The 16370-nt window shown below is 70.2% G+C and carries 15 protein-coding genes and 2 tRNA genes; 14 read left to right on the plus strand and 3 right to left on the minus strand.

The features are described 5' to 3' along the window. The first annotated feature begins 412 nt into the window (after nucleotides 1-412). The 8 genes from DEJ00_RS13065 to DEJ00_RS13100 all read left to right on the plus strand — a co-directional run bounded on the left by DEJ00_RS13065 (nucleotide 413) and on the right by DEJ00_RS13100 (nucleotide 8844). Nucleotides 413-2029, plus strand: coding sequence for an ABC transporter substrate-binding protein (locus DEJ00_RS13065; protein WP_027465328.1), 1617 nt, complete (start codon nucleotides 413-415; stop codon nucleotides 2027-2029). 117 nt (nucleotides 2030-2146) lie between these two features. Then, entirely contained in the window at nucleotides 2147-3223 is a 1077-nt protein-coding gene (locus tag DEJ00_RS13070) for an ABC transporter permease (RefSeq protein WP_083404423.1), read from the plus strand. A gap of 2 nt (nucleotides 3224-3225) precedes the next feature. Further along, on the plus strand, nucleotides 3226-4251 hold the full coding sequence (locus DEJ00_RS13075; RefSeq protein WP_111057648.1) for an ABC transporter permease: 1026 nt from the start codon (nucleotides 3226-3228) through the stop codon (nucleotides 4249-4251). Further along, nucleotides 4248-5945 (plus strand): ABC transporter ATP-binding protein, encoded by a 1698-nt coding sequence (locus tag DEJ00_RS13080; protein ID WP_111057649.1) that lies wholly within the window; start codon nucleotides 4248-4250, stop codon nucleotides 5943-5945. The genes DEJ00_RS13075 and DEJ00_RS13080 overlap by 4 nt, the downstream gene beginning before the upstream one ends. Nucleotides 5946-6093: 148 nt before the next feature. After that, the gene (locus DEJ00_RS13085; protein ID WP_111057650.1) at nucleotides 6094-7023 is read left to right on the plus strand and encodes an ATP-binding cassette domain-containing protein; all 930 of its coding nucleotides are present in this window, start codon (nucleotides 6094-6096) and stop codon (nucleotides 7021-7023) included. After that, nucleotides 7020-8030, plus strand: a complete 1011-nt coding sequence (locus DEJ00_RS13090) for a D-isomer specific 2-hydroxyacid dehydrogenase family protein (protein WP_258373684.1) — start codon at nucleotides 7020-7022, stop codon at nucleotides 8028-8030. Before DEJ00_RS13085 ends, DEJ00_RS13090 begins: the two co-directional genes overlap by 4 nt. 115 nt (nucleotides 8031-8145) lie before the next feature. Next, nucleotides 8146-8218, plus strand: a tRNA-Asn gene (locus tag DEJ00_RS13095). 137 nt (nucleotides 8219-8355) lie between these two features. Next, on the plus strand, nucleotides 8356-8844 hold the full coding sequence (locus DEJ00_RS13100) for a hypothetical protein (RefSeq protein ID WP_146247969.1): 489 nt from the start codon (nucleotides 8356-8358) through the stop codon (nucleotides 8842-8844). 58 nt (nucleotides 8845-8902) lie between these two features. On the opposite strand, the gene def is transcribed toward DEJ00_RS13100, so the two are convergent. Then, complete coding sequence (def, locus tag DEJ00_RS13105; protein WP_071248054.1) at nucleotides 8903-9478, minus strand: peptide deformylase; 576 nt, start codon at nucleotides 9476-9478, stop codon at nucleotides 8903-8905. A gap of 39 nt (nucleotides 9479-9517) precedes the next feature. Here def and DEJ00_RS13110 point away from each other — a divergent pair, with 39 nt between their 5' ends. The 6 genes from DEJ00_RS13110 to DEJ00_RS13135 all read left to right on the plus strand — a co-directional run bounded on the left by DEJ00_RS13110 (nucleotide 9518) and on the right by DEJ00_RS13135 (nucleotide 14496). Beyond that, nucleotides 9518-10432, plus strand: coding sequence for a DMT family transporter (locus tag DEJ00_RS13110; RefSeq protein ID WP_181440182.1), 915 nt, complete (start codon nucleotides 9518-9520; stop codon nucleotides 10430-10432). Nucleotides 10433-10545: 113 nt separating this feature from the next. Then, nucleotides 10546-11757 carry a glycosyltransferase gene (locus DEJ00_RS13115; protein WP_027465335.1) on the plus strand — a complete coding sequence of 404 codons (1212 nt, stop codon included), beginning with the start codon at nucleotides 10546-10548 and terminating at the stop codon, nucleotides 11755-11757. A 13-nt stretch (nucleotides 11758-11770) separates the two neighbouring features. Continuing rightward, nucleotides 11771-11845, plus strand: a tRNA-Ile gene (locus DEJ00_RS13120). 7 nt (nucleotides 11846-11852) lie between these two features. Continuing rightward, nucleotides 11853-12977, plus strand: coding sequence for an AI-2E family transporter (locus DEJ00_RS13125; protein ID WP_173033412.1), 1125 nt, complete (start codon nucleotides 11853-11855; stop codon nucleotides 12975-12977). Next, on the plus strand, nucleotides 12974-13819 hold the full coding sequence (locus DEJ00_RS13130; protein WP_111057652.1) for a DUF1684 domain-containing protein: 846 nt from the start codon (nucleotides 12974-12976) through the stop codon (nucleotides 13817-13819). The genes DEJ00_RS13125 and DEJ00_RS13130 overlap by 4 nt, the downstream gene beginning before the upstream one ends. Nucleotides 13820-13995: 176 nt before the next feature. Continuing rightward, nucleotides 13996-14496 (plus strand): DUF3145 domain-containing protein, encoded by a 501-nt coding sequence (locus DEJ00_RS13135; RefSeq protein ID WP_027465337.1) that lies wholly within the window; start codon nucleotides 13996-13998, stop codon nucleotides 14494-14496. A 243-nt stretch (nucleotides 14497-14739) separates the two neighbouring features. Here DEJ00_RS13135 and DEJ00_RS13140 read toward each other — a convergent pair whose 3' ends face one another. Further along, nucleotides 14740-15984 (minus strand): beta-ketoacyl synthase, encoded by a 1245-nt coding sequence (locus DEJ00_RS13140; protein WP_027465338.1) that lies wholly within the window; start codon nucleotides 15982-15984, stop codon nucleotides 14740-14742. 87 nt (nucleotides 15985-16071) lie between these two features. Further along, nucleotides 16072-16320 (minus strand): acyl carrier protein, encoded by a 249-nt coding sequence (locus DEJ00_RS13145; protein WP_017886710.1) that lies wholly within the window; start codon nucleotides 16318-16320, stop codon nucleotides 16072-16074. Nucleotides 16321-16370 lie beyond the last annotated feature (50 nt).

Below are 16370 nucleotides of genomic sequence, written 5' to 3' on the forward strand. Positions count from 1 at the left end.
GTTGCGTGGTGCAACCTGGGGCGTCTGGCGGTGCTTACCGGCCGTTCGGGCCCTTCCCGCCCTGAAAGTGCCCGTCCCACGGGACGCCCGGCGCACCCCCGAGGTCGCGGGAACCGTCGCCGGGCGTCCCGTGGGACGGGCACTTTCAGGGCGGGAAGGGCCCGAACGGCCGGTAAGCACCGCCAGACGCCCCAGGTTGCACCACGCAACTTTTGTGCGTGACGCGCCGCTCGACTCCGGCGGAATCATGCATCACGCGGCGGGCCCGTGCATTACAGCGGTGTAAACAAATCGCCCCCGGTTCGTTCTGTTCCGTGACAGGGTGATACCAATGAGCGTTCCTGGCCGGGCACACAGACGTTCCACCCTCCGGCTCAGGACTCTTGCAATCATGACCAGAGAGGCAGCGGACATGGCATCCGTGACCAAGTGGGGCAAGCGCGGCATCGCGCTCGGCGCCGGTGCAGCAGCGACGGCGCTGGTGCTGACCGGCTGCGCGAGCAGCAGCGTGAGTGACACCGAACTGAACGGCCTGAGCATCGGGACGACGGACAAGATCACGTCCCTCGACCCGGCTGGTTCCTACGACAACGGCTCCTTCGCCGTGCAGAACCAGGTGTTCCCGTTCCTGATGAACACTCCCGTGGGGAGCCCGGACGTCGAGCCGGACATCGCCACGAAGGCGGAGTTCACGAACCCGACGACCTATAAGGTCACCCTCAAGGACGGGCTCGAGTTCGCGAACGGCAACAAGCTCACGTCGAGCGACGTGAAGTTCTCGTTCGACCGCGAGTTGAAGATCAACAACGAGAACGGTCCGCAGTCGCTGCTGGCCAACCTCAAGAGCATCGACACCCCGGACGACACCACCGTGGTGTTCAACCTGGACCACGCCGACCAGACCTGGCCGCAGGTGCTCTCGAGCCCCGCGGGTCCGATCGTCGACGAGGACGTCTTCAGCGCGACGAAGCTCACCAGCGCCGACGACATCGTCAAGGGCAAGGCCTTCGCCGGGCAGTACCAGATCAGCTCCTACAAGGAGAACGACACGATCCAGTACAAGACCAACCCGAAGTACGACGGCCTGCTCGGCAAGGCGAAGACCGACGAGGTCACCGCCAGCTACTACACGAAGGAGACCGACCTCAAGCTCGCCGTGCAGAAGGGTGACGTCGACGTGGCGTACCGCTCCCTGACGCCGACCGACATCTCGGACCTGCGCAAGGACGACTCCCTCAAGGTCACCGACGGCCCCGGCGGCGAGATCCGCTACGTGGTCTTCAACTTCAAGACCCAGCCGTTCGGCACCGGGCAGGACGACGCCGACGAGGCGAAGGCCCTGGCCGTGCGCCAGGCTGCCGCCGACGTGGTCGACCGTGCCCAGCTCGCGAAGGAGGTCTACAACGACACCTTCACCCCGCTCTACTCGATGGTCCCGGACGGCCTGACCGGCGCGGTCCAGCCGTTCAAGGAGATGTACGGCGACGGCGACGGCGGCGCGGACGTGGCGAAGGCCAAGAAGACGCTGTCGGACGCCGGTGTCACGGGCAAGGTGCAGCTCGACATCCAGTACGCGCCCGACCACTACGGTTCGGCCTCGGACGACGAGTACGCGCTGCTCAAGCAGCAGCTCGAGGACTCCGGTCTGTTCACCGTCAACATCCAGTCGACGGTCTACACGACCTACGCGCAGGAGCGCACCAAGGACGCCTACCCCGTGTACCAGCTCGGCTGGTTCCCGGACTTCTCCGACGCCGACAACTACCTGTCGCCGTTCTTCACCAAGGAGAACTTCGTCCAGAACCACTACGACGACCCGGAGATCCAGGACCTCATCGCGAAGGAGCAGGCCGAGTCCGACACGGACAAGCGTGCTGCCCTGATCGAGCAGGCCCAGGAACGCGAAGCCACCCAGATCTCGACGCTGCCGCTGCTGCAGGGCAAGTCCGTCGCGGTCGCCGGCAAGGACGTCAAGGGCCTGACCCTCGACGCCTCGTTCAAGTTCCGGTACGCCACCCTGAGCAAGTAGCACCAAGCCCCACGTGCAGGCCGCGGGCGTTCCCACGAGGAACGCCCGCGTGCCTGTGCAACGGCGACGAAAGGCACACACCCCGTGACCCTCAGCACTCCCGAGGCGACGCAGGACGTGAACGGCACCGATCCCACCAAGCCACAGGCACAACGCAGTGCCAAGAACAGTGGCGGCGGACTCGGCCGGTACATCCTCGTCAGGTTCCTCCTCATCATCCCGACCGTCTTCATCCTGGTGACGCTCGTGTTCTTCCTGATGCGCGTCATCGGGAACCCGATCACCGCATCGGTCGGCGGTCGTCTCACGCCGAGCCAGCTGCAGGAACGCCTGCACGCCGCCGGGTACGACCGGCCGGTGCTCGTGCAGTACTTCGAGTACCTCGGCAACATCCTGCGCGGTGACTTCGGCACCTCGTCGACGGACAACCGTCCGATCACCGACATCATCGTCACGTACGGCGGCGCGACCGCGGAGCTCGTGTTCTACGCGCTCATCGTCGCGCTCGTGCTCGGCATCCCGCTCGGCATGCTCGCCGCGTACACGCGCGACAAGTGGCCGGACGTGCTGCTCCGTGCGCTCGCGATCCTGACCTACGCCACGCCGGTGTTCTTCGGTGGTCTGCTGCTCAAGCTCGTCTTCTCGGTGTGGCTCGGTTGGCTGCCCCTCGGCGACCGTGCCTCGACCCGGGTGTCGCTCATCCTCGACGGCATCCCGGGCGCGAGCGGCATCTACATCATCGACGCGCTCCGAACCGGCAACGCCGCGGTCATCGGCGACGTGCTGCAGCACGCCGTCCTGCCGGCGCTGACGCTCGGTCTGCTGACGGCGGGCATCTTCCTGCGCCTGGTGCGCGCGAACATGATCGGGTCGCTCGGCTCGGAGTACGTCGACGCCGCCCGGTCCCGCGGCGTGCGCGAGTCGCGGCTCGTCCGCACCCACGCGTTCCGTCCGGCCCTCGTGCCGATCATCACCGTGATGGGGCTGCAGATCGCGATGCTCCTGGGTGGCTCGGTGCTCACCGAGACGACCTTCGGGTGGCGCGGGCTGGGCTTCGAGCTCAACCAGTACCTGTCGGCCCGTGACTTCGTCGCGGTGCAGGGCATCGTCGCGATGCTGGCGGTGATCGTCGCGGTGACCAACTTCATCGTCGACGTGGTCGCCGCCCTGATCGACCCGAGAGTGAGGTTCTGACGATGGTCGACACCACCCTCGTCGACCGCCACGAGCCGCTCTGGAAGCGGCTCCCCGTGGTGGTCCAGCTCCGCCGGAGCACCGGCTGGCAGCGCGCCATGCTCATCGTCGGCGTGGTCATCTGCGCCCTCTACCTGCTCGTCGCGGTCTTCGCACCGCTCCTCGCCCCGTACGGCTTCGGTCAGCTGCAGGGCGCGGACGGGCAGAGCTTCCCGCGCACCGGCGAACCGAGTGCCGAACACATCTGGGGAACCACGGTCGGCGGCTTCGACGTGTTCAGCCGCGTGCTCTACGGCGCCCGCACGGCCGTGCTCGTCGTCATCGTCGCCGTGATCGTCTCGATCATCGTGGGCGTCCTGCTCGGCATGGTCTCCGGGTACCTGGGCGGCTGGCTCGACCGCGTCCTGGTGGTCGTGGCCGACGCCATCTACGCGTTCCCGTCGCTGCTGCTCGCGATCATCGTGTCCATCGTCATCTCCGGCGGCAACTCGAGCTACTCGGGCGGCATCATCGCGGCGGCGATCTCGATCACCGTCGTGTACGTGCCGCAGTACTTCCGCGTGGTCCGGGCCGAGGCCGTCCGGCTGAAGAACGACGCGTTCGTCGAGTCGGCTCGCGTGATGGGCACGAACCCGTGGCGCATCATGACGCGGCACGTCCTGCGGAACTCGACCCGTTCCCTGCCGCTCATCCTGACGCTCAACGCGAGCGACGCGATCCTGACCCTGGCCGGCCTCGGCTTCCTCGGGTTCGGCATCGGCCCGACGTCGGGCGCCGAGTGGGGCTACGACCTGAGCCGCGCGCTCTCGGACGTCGCGAGCGGTGTCTGGTGGACCGGTGTCTACCCGGGTGTCGCGATCGTGGTGCTCGTGCTCGGCGTGACCTTCATCGGCGAGAGCCTGAACGACATCTCCGACCCCCGCCTGCGTGCACGCCGACGCCTGAAGCAGCTCGTGTCCACGCGCGACACGCGCGACCCCGAGGCACCGCGCACCGCCGGGAACGACACGGAAGGGACGGGCGCATGACCCCGACCACCCGCCTGCAACCGGGCGACACCACCACCGAACCGGTCGTCGTCGTGGACGACCTGACCGTCACGTTCGCGACCGACGGCGGCGCCGTCGACGCGGTCAAGGGCGTCAGCCTCGACGTCCGCCCCGGCGAGGTGCTCGCCCTGGTCGGCGAGTCCGGCTCCGGCAAGTCCGTCACGGCGCGCAGCATGCTGCGGCTCATGCCGGAGACGGCGACGCTCGGCGGCGCGGTGCTGCTCGACGGCACCGACGTGGTGAGCGTCGGCGCGCAGAAGCTCCGCAGCCTGCGCGGAACCGCCGGGGCGATGGTGTTCCAGGAACCGTCGACCGCCCTCAACCCGGTCTTCACCGTCGGGTGGCAGATCGCCGAGGGGCTCCGTGCCCACGGCGGCGTGTCCAGGAAGGAAGCACGGGCGAAGGCCATCGACTACCTCGGTCGCGTCGGCATCCCCGACCCCGAGACTCGCGTCGACCACTACCCGCACCAGTTCTCCGGCGGGCAGAAGCAGCGCGTGGTCATCGCGAGCGCTCTGGCCCTCGAGCCGAGCGTCATCATCGCGGACGAACCGACGACGGCGCTCGACGTGACGGTGCAGGCCGAGATCCTCGACCTGCTGCGTCGCTGCCGTGACGAGTTCGGCACCGCGATCGTCGTCATCACGCACAACATGGGCGTGGTCGCGGACCTGGCCGACCGCGTCGCCGTGATGTACCAGGGCGAGATCGTCGAAGAGGCCACGGCGACGGCGCTGTTCGCGACGCCGCAGGCCGACTACACCAAGCGGCTGCTCGCGGCGGTGCCTCGGCTCGAGGCGTCCACCGGGGTGGCCCGGCGCGCCGCGATCGCCGAGGACGTCACCCCGCTGGTCGAGGCGAAGGGGCTCGAGATCGAGTACCCCGGGCGGCTCGGCTCGCCGGCGTTCAAGGCGGTCAAGGGTGTCGACCTGGCGATCCGTCCGGGAGAGGTCCTCGGCCTGGTGGGGGAGTCCGGCTCCGGCAAGACCACCATCGGCCGGGCCATGGCGGGCCTGACGAAGGTCACCGGCGGCTCGCTCAAGGTCCTCGGCGCCGAGATGCTCGGGTACCGCGAACGCGACTTCAAGCACCTGCGGAAGGACATCGGGTTCGTGTTCCAGGACCCGGCGACCTCGTTCAACCCGCTGCTGACGATCGCCGAGTGCGTCGCCGAGCCGCTGGTCGTGCACCGGGAGGTCTCGAGTCCGCGTGCTGCGCGCAAGCGGGTGGACGAGCTGCTCGAGGCCGTGCAGCTGCCAGCCGCGTACGGCGACCGCTACCCGCACGAGCTCTCCGGTGGGCAGCGCCAGCGCGCGTCGCTCGCTCGGTCGCTCGCGCTCCGGCCGAAGCTGCTCATCGCCGACGAGCCGACGAGTGCGCTCGACGTGTCCGTGCAGGCGCGCGTGCTCGAGCTCTTCCTCGAGCTCCAGCAGGACCTCGGCTTCGCGTCGCTGTTCATCAGCCACGACCTCGCGGTCGTCGGCGCGCTGTCCGACCGGATCGCGGTGCTGTACCGCGGTGACCTGGTCGAGACGGGCACGACGGCGCAGGTCCTCGGCGCGCCGCAGCACCCCTACACGCAGCGGCTCCTCGCGTCGTTGCCGGTGCCGGACCCAGCGGAGCAGGCGGAGCGACGGCGTACCCTGGAGCGACTGGAGCAAGCCGGGTCCTGACCCGACGTGACCCACCCTGGAGGCCCGGCCAGCGTCGTCGACGCACGCCGGGCCTCCAGGGTGGTCGGCTCCACTGCTGTACGCACGACGGACCTGCCAGGGCGGTCCGTCGCGAACCGCCGCCAGGGGGCGGCGTGGAAGGGGACTCATGATCGCGGTCAACGGACCGGCGGTCGTCGCGGACGACGTGTCGATCGAGTACCGGGGCGGACGCGGGGGCGAGTCCATCCGGGCGGTCGACGGCGTGAGCCTGACGGTCCGGCAGGGGGAGATCCTCGCCCTGCTCGGTGAGTCGGGCTCGGGCAAGTCGACCTTCGCCGCCGCCATCGCAGGCCAGCTCGGATCCCACGGCGAGGGCGAGGGAGCCCTCCGTCGGCACATCGTCGGCGGCGAGCTCACGGTGCTCGGCCAGAAGACCCGGGGCCTCCGCCCCTCGTCGCGCAAGCTCGAACGGCTGAGCGGCCGGATCGGCTACCTGCCGCAGGACGGCGCCGACCGGCTCAGCCCGGACCTGACCGTGGGCGAGGCCGTCGCCGAACCGATCTACGCACGCGACCGCCGGTTCGACCGGCGCGAGGCCGGGCTCATCGTGGCCCGGCTGCTCGACGCGGTGCACCTGCCGCTGGGGGCGATGCGCCTGAACACGTGGGAGCTCTCGAGCGGGCAGCGCCAGCGTGTCGCCCTGGCGAAGGCGCTCGTGCTCGAACCCCGGCTGCTGGTCGCGGACGAACCGGCACGCGGGGTCGACGTGCTCGTGCGGCAGTCCGTGCTCGAGGCCCTGGCGACGCTGCAGCGTGGCCGGCAGTTCTCGGCCGTCGTCGTGTCCAGCGACCTGCGCGAGGCCCGCGCCCTCGCCGACCGCGTCGCCGTGATGGCCGATGCCCGGCTCGTCGGGCTCGGCACCTTCGACGAGGTCCTCGACAACCCCGTCGACCCCTACGTGAAGACCCTCGCCTCGACCGCGGCCCGCGGGGTGAAGCGTCGTCCGGCACCGAGCACGTCCCGCCGTTCGTCGGCGCCGCGTCGTCCGCTCGCCGCCGGCACCGGCCCGCGCACCGACCGTCAGGAGAACGCGTGAGCACCACGAACCAGGGTCCACGGGGTCACCGCGCCGTCGTCCCCACGTCGGGTGCACCGCTGCCGATCGAGGCCCCGCAGCCCGGGCCCGTCGCCGTGCTGCCGGAGCCGACGGACCTGCACGTGGACGCCGTGACCGAGGCCGGGGGCACCGTCGCGCCGCTCGACGCCGACACCCGCGGGGTCGTCTGGCTCGACCCCCGCGACCCGTCCGGTCTCGCCGACGCCCTGTCGTCCGCACCCGGGGTGGGATGGGTGCAGCTGCCGTTCGCCGGTGTCGACGCCTTCGCACACCTGATCCAGGAGCACGGCGACCGCGTGCTGTTCACCTCGGCCAAGGGTGCCTACGCGGAGCCGGTCGCCGAGCACGCGCTGGCGTTGACCCTCGGCACGCTCCGGGTCCTGCAGAAGCGCGCTCGTGCGTCGTCGTGGGCGACCGAGCCCGAGGGTGTCTCGCTCTACGGGCGGAACGTCGTCGTGATCGGTGCCGGCGGGATCGCGCTCGAGTACCTCCGGCTGCTCGCGCCGTTCGACGTCGACGTCACCGTCGTGCGCCGCTCGCCCGACCCCGTCCCGGGAGCCGCGCGGACCGTCACCACCGACGAGCTCGACCAGGTCCTGCCCGACGCCGACGTGGTGCTGATCGCGGCGGCGATGACCTCGGGCACCGCGAAGCTCTTCGGCGAGCGGCAGTTCCGGATCATGAAGCCCTCCGCCCGGCTCGTGAACATCGCGCGCGGTGGACTCGTCGACACCGACGCCCTGGTCGCCGCGCTGCGCGCCGGGGAGATCGCCGCGGCCGGCCTCGACGTCACCGACCCCGAACCGCTGCCCGACGGGCACCCGCTGTGGTCCGAGCCCGGAGCCGTCATCACCCCGCACCAGGCCGACACCCCGGACATGGTCGCGCCCCTGCTCGCCGAGCGTGTCCGGCTGAACGCCACGGCGTTCCTCTGGGGCGACGGCGATGGCTTCGTCGGCGTCGTCGACCCGGTCGCCGGGTACTGACCCGGGGGCTCCACCGCGCGGCGCGCCCGGGCGGCGTGTCCGATGCGGTGGAGGGCGCCAGGGTCCTGCTATGCTGTTACCCGTTGTTCGCACGTCATTCGCCAGCGAACAGTGATCCTCGATAGCTCAATTGGCAGAGCAGCCGGCTGTTAACCGGCAGGTTGTTGGTTCGAGTCCAACTCGGGGAGCGACAGGTCCTCATCCTTCGGGGTGGGGACCTTTTGCGTTCACGCTGCCGAACTGCACCAGCGCACCAGCACACCTGTGCACCGGATCCGCAGCGTTCGCGCGGCTCGTGCCCGGTCGATGCTGTTAGCGTTCACAGGTGCACCGTTCCCGTTCGCCTCGACTCGCGCTCCTGGGCGTGGTCGTGGCCGCGACGACGGTGCTCACCGGCTGTAGCAGCGTCGGCCCGGACACCGATGCCTCCGAGGACCCGACGAGCTCGGAAACCGGGCTCGGCTCGGGCGCGTCGCCGGTGGTCTTCGCGTTCGTCTGCGACCGCGGCGGATCGGACAGCGAGACCTACACGACCTACTCGGCGGTGTGGGATGCCGAGCGTGCCGACTGCTCGGCGAAGCGCCTCACCGGCTCGGTGCCGTCGAGCCAGCAGCAGGCCGCGGTGACCGCGGCGCGTGGCGACGCGACCCTGGTCGAGCTCGCGAGCGCCTGCGCGGTGCGCGGCTCGGACCCGTGGACGTCGGCGGTCGCCGACGAGCGGGGGGCGCACGTTGCCGCAGGCCTCCTGCGGTACTGCCCCGGACACCCGGAGACCGACCACCTGCGGGACGCACTGGCGGCCTACCGGGGCTGAGCCGGGCCTCCAGACCGACCGCGGCACCCGCGACGGGCCGACGGCGGCAGGACGGGCGTCAGCCCTCGGGGTGGTCGCGACCCGGCAACCAGGACTGGCCGGGTCCGCCCCAGCTGCTCTTGCGGATCGCCTTGGCGACCTGCTTGCCGTAGGGGTGCACCAGGCGGTCGGCGTAGAGCCAGCCGTCCAGGTGGTCGTACTCGTGCTGGAAGATCCGGGCCAGCCAGCCGTGCGCCTCGACCTCGAACGGGGTGCCGTGCTCGTCGAAGGCCCGCAGCAGGGCGCTCTCGGAGCGGCGGAGTGGGAACCGCTCACCCGGGATCGACAGGCAGCCCTCGGACTCCTCGTCCTCGTCGAGTTCCTCGACGGACTCGGGGACCGGGGGCGTGATCCACAGGACCGGGTTGACGGCGGCGCCCCGGTGCAGGACGTCGTCGTCATCGGTGTAGGAGTACACGAACAGGCGCTTGCCGACGCCCACCTGCGGTCCGGCCAGGCCGACGCCGGGGGCCAGGTCCATGGTCTCGAGCATGTCGGCGACGAGGGTGCGGAGGTCGTCATCGAACGCGGTGACCTCGGCTGCACGCTCGTGCAGGACGGGTTCGCCGGTGATGCGGATCGGGAGAACGGCCATTCACCCAGGTTATCCGGCGGGGGACGGTAGCCTCGACGCGTGACGACGGACCTCCAGCTGCCGGACGCCGTGAGCAACCTCACGCCGTTCCAGGCGCTGATGATCCCGGTGGCCCTGATCGGTGCGGTCTTCCTGTCGCTCGGGGCGCAGTTCCAGAGCCGCGGGGTGCAGCGGGTCGAGGCACGTCTCGGTCGGCAGTCGAAGGGGCTGAGCGTCCGGCACGTCGTCGGGCTCGTCTCGAGCGGCTACTGGGTGCTCGGCACGCTCATGCTCGGCATCGCGGTGGTGCTCCAGCTCATCAGCATCACGTTCGCCCCCCTGATCGTCGTGCAGCCGCTGGGCGCCGTCGCCCTGGTCATCACGACGTGGTTCTCGTCGCGGTCGTCGGGCGTACCGCTCGGTCGTCGCGCGCGGCGGGCCGTGTGGACGTGCATCATCGGCGTCGGCATCTTCGTCGGCATCGCGGCGTTCGTCGGGCATGAGAGCGCGATCACCCGCCAGCAGCTCGTCACCGTGCTGGTGATCCTGGCCGTCGTGCTGGTCCTCGTGCTGGTGTCGTTCCGCCTGGTGGCCAAGCACCGCAGTGCGCTCTACTACATCGTCGGGGCGGGGGTGCTCTACGGGTTCGTGGCGACACTGGCCAAGGTCGTGCTCAACCGGTTCGTGAACGGCACCTTCGACTGGCTGACCGTGCTCGCCATCGCCGGCGTGATCGTGGCGGCGTCGCTCGGCGGGTACTTCGTGCAGAACGCGTACTCGAGCGGATCGGCCGACCTCGTGATCGCGGGGCTGACGGTGATCGACCCGATCGTCGCGGTCGGCATCGGCGTCATCGTGCTCGGCGAGGCCTCGGGGGCGCCGTGGTTCGCGGTGGCGGGGTTCGTGGTCGCCGCGGGCATCGCCATCACCGGGGTGTTCCTGCTCGCCAAGCACCACCCGCAGACCCGGGCCTGACGCCGCGCGCCCGGTGGTCGCCGCCCTCATCCGCGCGGCTGACGCGACCGTCGATCCTGGTGCGATAGCGTCACTGCCGACCAGCCATCGCCCACGAGAGGACGAACTCAGCCGTGTCAGGAGACGCCACCACCGCCACCGCCGGACCGACGGGTGCGACGGGCGGTCACCGACCGTTGCGCGTGCTGATCGCAGCGGACACCTTCGCCCCCGACGTCAACGGCGCCGCCACCTTCGCCGAGCAGCTCGCCGTCGGTCTCGCCGAGCGCGGGCACGAGGTGCACGTCGTGGCCCCGGCCTCGAGCCGCCAGTACGGCACCTTCGACGAGGAGCACCACGGCGTCACGCTCGTCGTGCACCGGCTGAAGTCGTACAAGTGGCCGCTGCACCCGTGGCTGCGCTTCGTGTGGCCGTGGAGCGTCCGGAAGTGGACCGGCCCGATCCTCGACGCGGTCAAGCCCGACGTGCTGCACATCCAGTCGCACGTGGTCATCGGTCGCGGCATCGTGCACGAGGCGAACGACCGCGGCATCCGGGTCATCGCGACGAACCACTTCATGCCCGAGAACCTGCTCGAGTACACGCCGTTCGGCAAGTGGACGCTGCCCCTCGCGCTGAAGATCGCGTGGAGCGACGCCGCCAAGACCTACCGACTGGCCGACACCATCACCACGCCGACGAACCTGGCCGCCGACTACCTGCGGAAGGCCATCGCCGGACAGCAGGTCCTCGCGATCTCGTGCGGCATCGACGCGTCCCGGTACGTGGCGCGCGAGGGACGCCCGGTCAACAACGACATCGTGTTCGTGGGTCGTGTGGCCCCCGAGAAGAACCTCGACGTGCTGGTCCGCGCGGTGGCGCTGCTGCCCGCCGAGCTGTCCGCGACGCTGACGATCGTCGGCGACGGCGAGATGATCCCGAAGCTCACCGCGTTGGCGAAGGAGCTCGGGCTCGAGGACCGCGTGCGGTTCCTGGGCTTCGTCTCCGACGAGCGCAAGCAGGAGGCCCTGACCAACGCGACGGTGTTCGCGATGCCGTCCACGGCGGAACTGCAGAGCATCTCGTCGCTCGAGGGGATGGCCTCGGGCCTGCCCGTCGTCGCCGCCGACTCGATGGCGCTGCCGCACCTGATCGACGGCAACGGGTACCTGTTCACCCCGGGCGACGTGGACGACCTGGCGGCGAAGCTCACGACGGTGCTCACCGCGCCCGAGTCGGAGTACGTGGCGATGCGGGAACGCAGCCTGGCCATGATCGAGGCACACGACATCAACCGCACGCTGTCGACGTTCGAGTCGCTGTATCGTGGTGAGCCGGTGGCCTGAGGGTCTCCGGCGAGGGGCGGTAGCCAAGCTGGTCAAGGCAGTCGGCTCATAACCGAACGATCCGCGGGTTCGAGTCCCGCCCGCCCTACGTGCACATGCCAAGGAAGCGCGACACGTCGCAGGACGACCACGCACCGACACCGAACGTCACCTTCGAGGTGACCCGTGGCGGTACCGGCGTGCGCGTGAACGCCTTCCGCATCGGGTTCATGGGCGCCATCGGGGTGCTCGTCGCGCTGCTCGCCGGGTCGATCATCAACGAGCTGAGCACGGTCCTGGTCTACATCGGGGTCGCGCTGTTCCTGGCGCTCGGCATCGACCCCCTCGTGTCGTTCCTCGAGCGGATCATCCCGCGCTGGTCTGCGATCACGATCGTCGTGGTGGTCGTCCTCGGGGCCTTCGCCGGCATCGTCTTCGCCGTCGTCCCGATCCTGGTGGAGCAGACCTCGAACCTGGTCCAGAACTTCCCCGAGATCGTGCAGGACATCTCGCAGCAGCCGTGGGTGCAGGACCTGTCGAAGCAGTTCGCGGGGTCGTTCGACATCGACCACGCGCTGCAGTCGCTGCAGTCCTTCGTCGAGAAGCCGGGCAACCTGCTCAGCGTCGGCGGCGGGATCCTGGCGGTCGGCAGCGGGATCCTGTCCGGGGTCACCGGGGCGCTCATCGTCATCATCCTGATGCTCTACTTCCTCGCGTCGATGCGGGGCATGAAGCGCGCGGCCTACCGGTTCGTCCCGGCGTCGCGTCGCCAGAACTTCATCGACGTGAGCGAGCAGATCACGCAAGCGGTCGGCCGGTACGTCGTCGGGCAGGTGTCGCAGGCGCTCATCAACGGCATCCTGAGCTTCATCTTCCTGCTCATCATCGGTGCACCGCTGCCCGTGCTGCTCGCGTTCATCGCGTTCCTCGGCTCGCTGATCCCGCTGGTCGGCACGCTGGCCGCCGCGATCGTGATCTCGCTGCTCTGCTTCTTCGCGTCGCCGGCCACCGCCCTGTTCTCGGGCATCTACTACCTGGTCTACATGCAGGTCGAGGCCTACCTGATCTCCCCGCGCATCATGTCGCGGGCGGTCCAGGTGCCCGGCGCCCTCGTGGTCATCGCGGCGGTCGCGGGCGGCACGATCGGCGGCGTGCTCGGCGCGCTCGTGGCGCTGCCCGTCGCGGCGTCGGTCATCATCATCGTGCAGAAGGTCATCTACCCCCGCCAGGAGCAGGCGTGACGAGCGGCACCGGCGCACCCGACGACGCGGTCGTCGCCGCCTTCGCCGAGCACGTCCACGACCGTGACCGCTGGGCGCGCAGTGCCCGTGGGCCGCTCGCCCTGGTGAACGCCCAGCACGTCGACCACCCGCAGCCGGTCTGGCCGGTCCCCGGGACGTGGGCCCCGGCCGTCGGCGGACTCACCGTGACGGCCGAGGCATCCGACGGCGTCGTCGTCGACGGCGTCCCGGTCGACGGCACGGTCCTGGTGGCCGGGGACACCGCCGTCGTGCCGTCGACCGTCGCGCTGCCGGACGGCTTCGCCGGCACCGTCAGCGGTGACACCCTGCGCGTCTGGGACCCGTCGTCCGAGGCGATCGCCCGCTTCGCGCAGATCGCCCGCTTCGCGTGGTCCGGCGACTGGGTGACGTCCGGCACGTACGTCCCGCTGGTCGGGGACGCCCCGGAGGCCCGTGGCAGCGTCCGTGACGCCGCCGGCGACGCCCTGCCGGTCGCCGGACACGTCGAGACCGTCGTGGGTGGTGCCGCGGTGCGCTTCGTCGCTGTCCGGTCGGCTGCCCACCGCGGAGCCGCCCGGCTGCAGCTCATCGTGCAGGACGCCACGAGTGCCCTGCCCGAGGACGACCCGGGCAGCACCTACTCGATGGGTCGGTTCCTGTACCTCGACGACCCCGGCGCCGAGGCCACGGTCGAGCTCGACTGGAACCGGCTGGTGCTGCCGCCGTGCGCGTTCTCGTACCAGTACGCCTGCCCGATCCCACCGGAGGACAACCGCGTCCCGGCGCCGATCACGGCGGGGGAGCGGCACCCGGTCGACGCGAACGGTGCCGTCCTGCACTGACGGGTTGCGGTGGCACTGATCCGGTCGGGTCCTTGCCGTTCCCAGGCGTGGCGCTGCATAATGGGCGTGTCCCGTCGGGACATCACAATCGCATACCGATGGTTCCGTGGCCCCTCGGGTCAGGATCCTCCGCACCAGGTCGATGGGGAAGTCGCACCTGACGTATCGGAGGAACCGTGAACGGAACGACGACAGGAGTGCTCTACGTGCACTCCTCACCCCGCGCGCTCTGCCCGCACGTCGAATGGGCTGCAGGTCGCGCGATGAACCGCGCCGTGAACTTCTCGTGGCTCGACCAGCCCGCACAGGACGGTGCGCGCCGGACCGAGTACACGTGGACCGGTGCGGTGGGCGCCGGTGCCGCGATCGCGTCGGCCCTGCGCGGGTGGGAGCACCTGCGGTACGAGGTCACCGAGGAGCCGACGAGCGCCTCGGACGGCGGCCGCTGGATGCACACGCCCGACCTCGGTGTGTTCTACGCCCAGACCGACGTCACGGGCAACATGGTCATCCCCGAGGACCGGGTGCGCTACGCGATGGAGGTCGCGGGCAGCAACGCCCTCGAGCTGCACCGTGAGCTCCGACTCGCCCTCGGGCAGGCCTGGGACGACGAGCTCGAGCCCTTCCGCCACGCGGCCGAGGGCAACCCGGTCGTCTGGCTGCACCGCGTCGGCTGACCCGACTCGCAACACGCCGGCGTCTCGGGTGCGCGGACGCCGGCGTCGGGTGCGCAACACGCCGGCGTGTTGTCCTGACACCGCCGAAGACTCGAGACGCCGCCGAACACGGCGGCGTCTCGTCGTTCCCGGGGCGCCTCAGCGACACGACGGCGTGTTGGCGGGACTGCGACCCGACCACCGGAACGACGGAAGCCCGCCCCGACGACGCGGGACGGGCCTCCTGGCAGAGGGTGTGACGGATCAGACGCTGCGGAACGCGACCACGGCGTTGTGGCCGCCGAAGCCGAACGAGTTGCTGACCGCGAGCAGGTCGCCCTCGGGCAGCGCACGCGGCTCGCGGGCCACGTCCATGACGATCTCCGGGTCCTGGTCGTGCAGGTTGATCGTCGGCGGGGCGACGCGGTTGTGCAGCGCGAGGACGGTGAAGACCGCCTCGATCGCACCGGCACCACCGAGCAGGTGGCCCGTGGACGCCTTGGTGGCGGACACCACGACGTCGTCCAGGTGGTCGCCGAAGACCCGACGCATCGCGTGGTACTCGGCGACGTCACCGACGGGGGTCGAGGTGGCGTGCGCGTTGACGTGCACGACGTCCTCGATGCTCGCGTCGGCGTGCTCGAGGGCCTGCAGGACCGCACGGGCGGCGGCGCTGCCCTCGGGGTCCGGCGCAGTGATGTGGAAGGCATCGGAGGTGATGCCGGAGCCGGCGACCTCGGCGTAGATGGTCGCGCCGCGGGCTTCCGCGTGCTCCTTCGACTCGAGGATGAGCGCTGCTGCGCCGTCACCGAGCACGAAGCCGTCACGCGTGACGTCGTACGGACGCGAGGCGGTCTCGGGGGAGTCGTTGCGGCGCGACAGGGCCTGCATCGCGGCGAACGCGGCCAGCGGGAGCGGGTGCAGCGCGGCCTCGGCGCCACCGGTGATGACGATGTCGGCGTCGCCGTCGGCGATGTGCCGGTACGCCTCGGCCAGTGACTCGGTCGAGGACGCGCAGGCCGACAGGTAGGTGCGGGCGCCGCCACGGGCGCCGAACTCCATCTCGATGGCGGCGGCGGGGCCGTTCGCCATGAGCATCGGGACCGTCATCGGCAGGACGCGACGCGGGCCCTTCTCGCGCAGGGTGTCCCAGGCGTCGAGCAGCGTGTTCACGCCGCCGATGCCGGTCGCCCAGTCGACGATCAGGCGCTCGGGCACGACCGACTCGTCGTCGATGCCGGCGTCGGCCCAGGCCTCACGCGCCGCGACGAGCGACAGCTGCGACGAGGGGTCGAGGCGCTTCGACTCGGGGCGGGTGAGCTGGTCGGTGAGGAACCGGCGCGCCTGGCCGGCGAACTCCACGGGGAGTTCGAGCTCGGCGTAGCGGGGGTCCTCGATGCGGGTGATGCCGGACTTGCCGGCGAGCAGCGCGTCCCAGGTGTCCGGGGCGGTCGCGGCGAGGGGTGAGATCGCACCGATCCCGGTGACGACGACGGTCTTCTTGGTCATGGGACGACGTGTTCTTTCGTTGGTGTGAACAAGATGAGCGCCGTGGCCCGCAGGGGTCCGCGGGCCGCGGCGCTCAGGAAGCTCGTGTCAGGCCTGGGCCTTGACGATGTAGTCGACCGCGTTGCCCACGGTCTTGAGGTTCTTGACCTCTTCGTCCGGGATCTTCACGTCGAACTTCTCCTCGGCGTTGACCACGATGGTCATCATCGAGATGGAGTCGATGTCGAGGTCGTCCGTGAAGGACTTGTCGGCGGCGACGGTGTCGGTGGCGATACCGGTCTCGTCGTTGATCAGCTCGGCCAGGCCGGCGAGGACTTCTTCGTTGGACAGGGCCATGAGTGTTCTCCTTGAAGGGGGGTGTCGTTTGACCGTTGACCAGCCTAGGG

Origin of the sequence: Curtobacterium sp. MCLR17_039 (assembly GCF_003234745.1) — a bacterium.
Taxonomy (GTDB): Bacteria; Actinomycetota; Actinomycetes; order Actinomycetales; family Microbacteriaceae; genus Curtobacterium; species Curtobacterium flaccumfaciens.

Coding starts and splice junctions, on each gene's coding strand:
- DEJ00_RS13075 (WP_111057648.1), top strand. CDS start 3,226: ATGGTCGACACCACCCTCGTCGACCGCCACGAGCCGCTCTGGAAGCGG.
- DEJ00_RS13140 (WP_027465338.1), bottom strand. CDS start 15,984: ATGACCAAGAAGACCGTCGTCGTCACCGGGATCGGTGCGATCTCACCC.
- DEJ00_RS13065 (WP_027465328.1), top strand. CDS start 413: ATGGCATCCGTGACCAAGTGGGGCAAGCGCGGCATCGCGCTCGGCGCC.
- def (WP_071248054.1), bottom strand. CDS start 9,478: ATGGCCGTTCTCCCGATCCGCATCACCGGCGAACCCGTCCTGCACGAG.
- DEJ00_RS13145 (WP_017886710.1), bottom strand. CDS start 16,320: ATGGCCCTGTCCAACGAAGAAGTCCTCGCCGGCCTGGCCGAGCTGATC.
- DEJ00_RS13085 (WP_111057650.1), top strand. CDS start 6,094: ATGATCGCGGTCAACGGACCGGCGGTCGTCGCGGACGACGTGTCGATC.
- DEJ00_RS13080 (WP_111057649.1), top strand. CDS start 4,248: ATGACCCCGACCACCCGCCTGCAACCGGGCGACACCACCACCGAACCG.
- DEJ00_RS13125 (WP_173033412.1), top strand. CDS start 11,853: ATGCCAAGGAAGCGCGACACGTCGCAGGACGACCACGCACCGACACCG.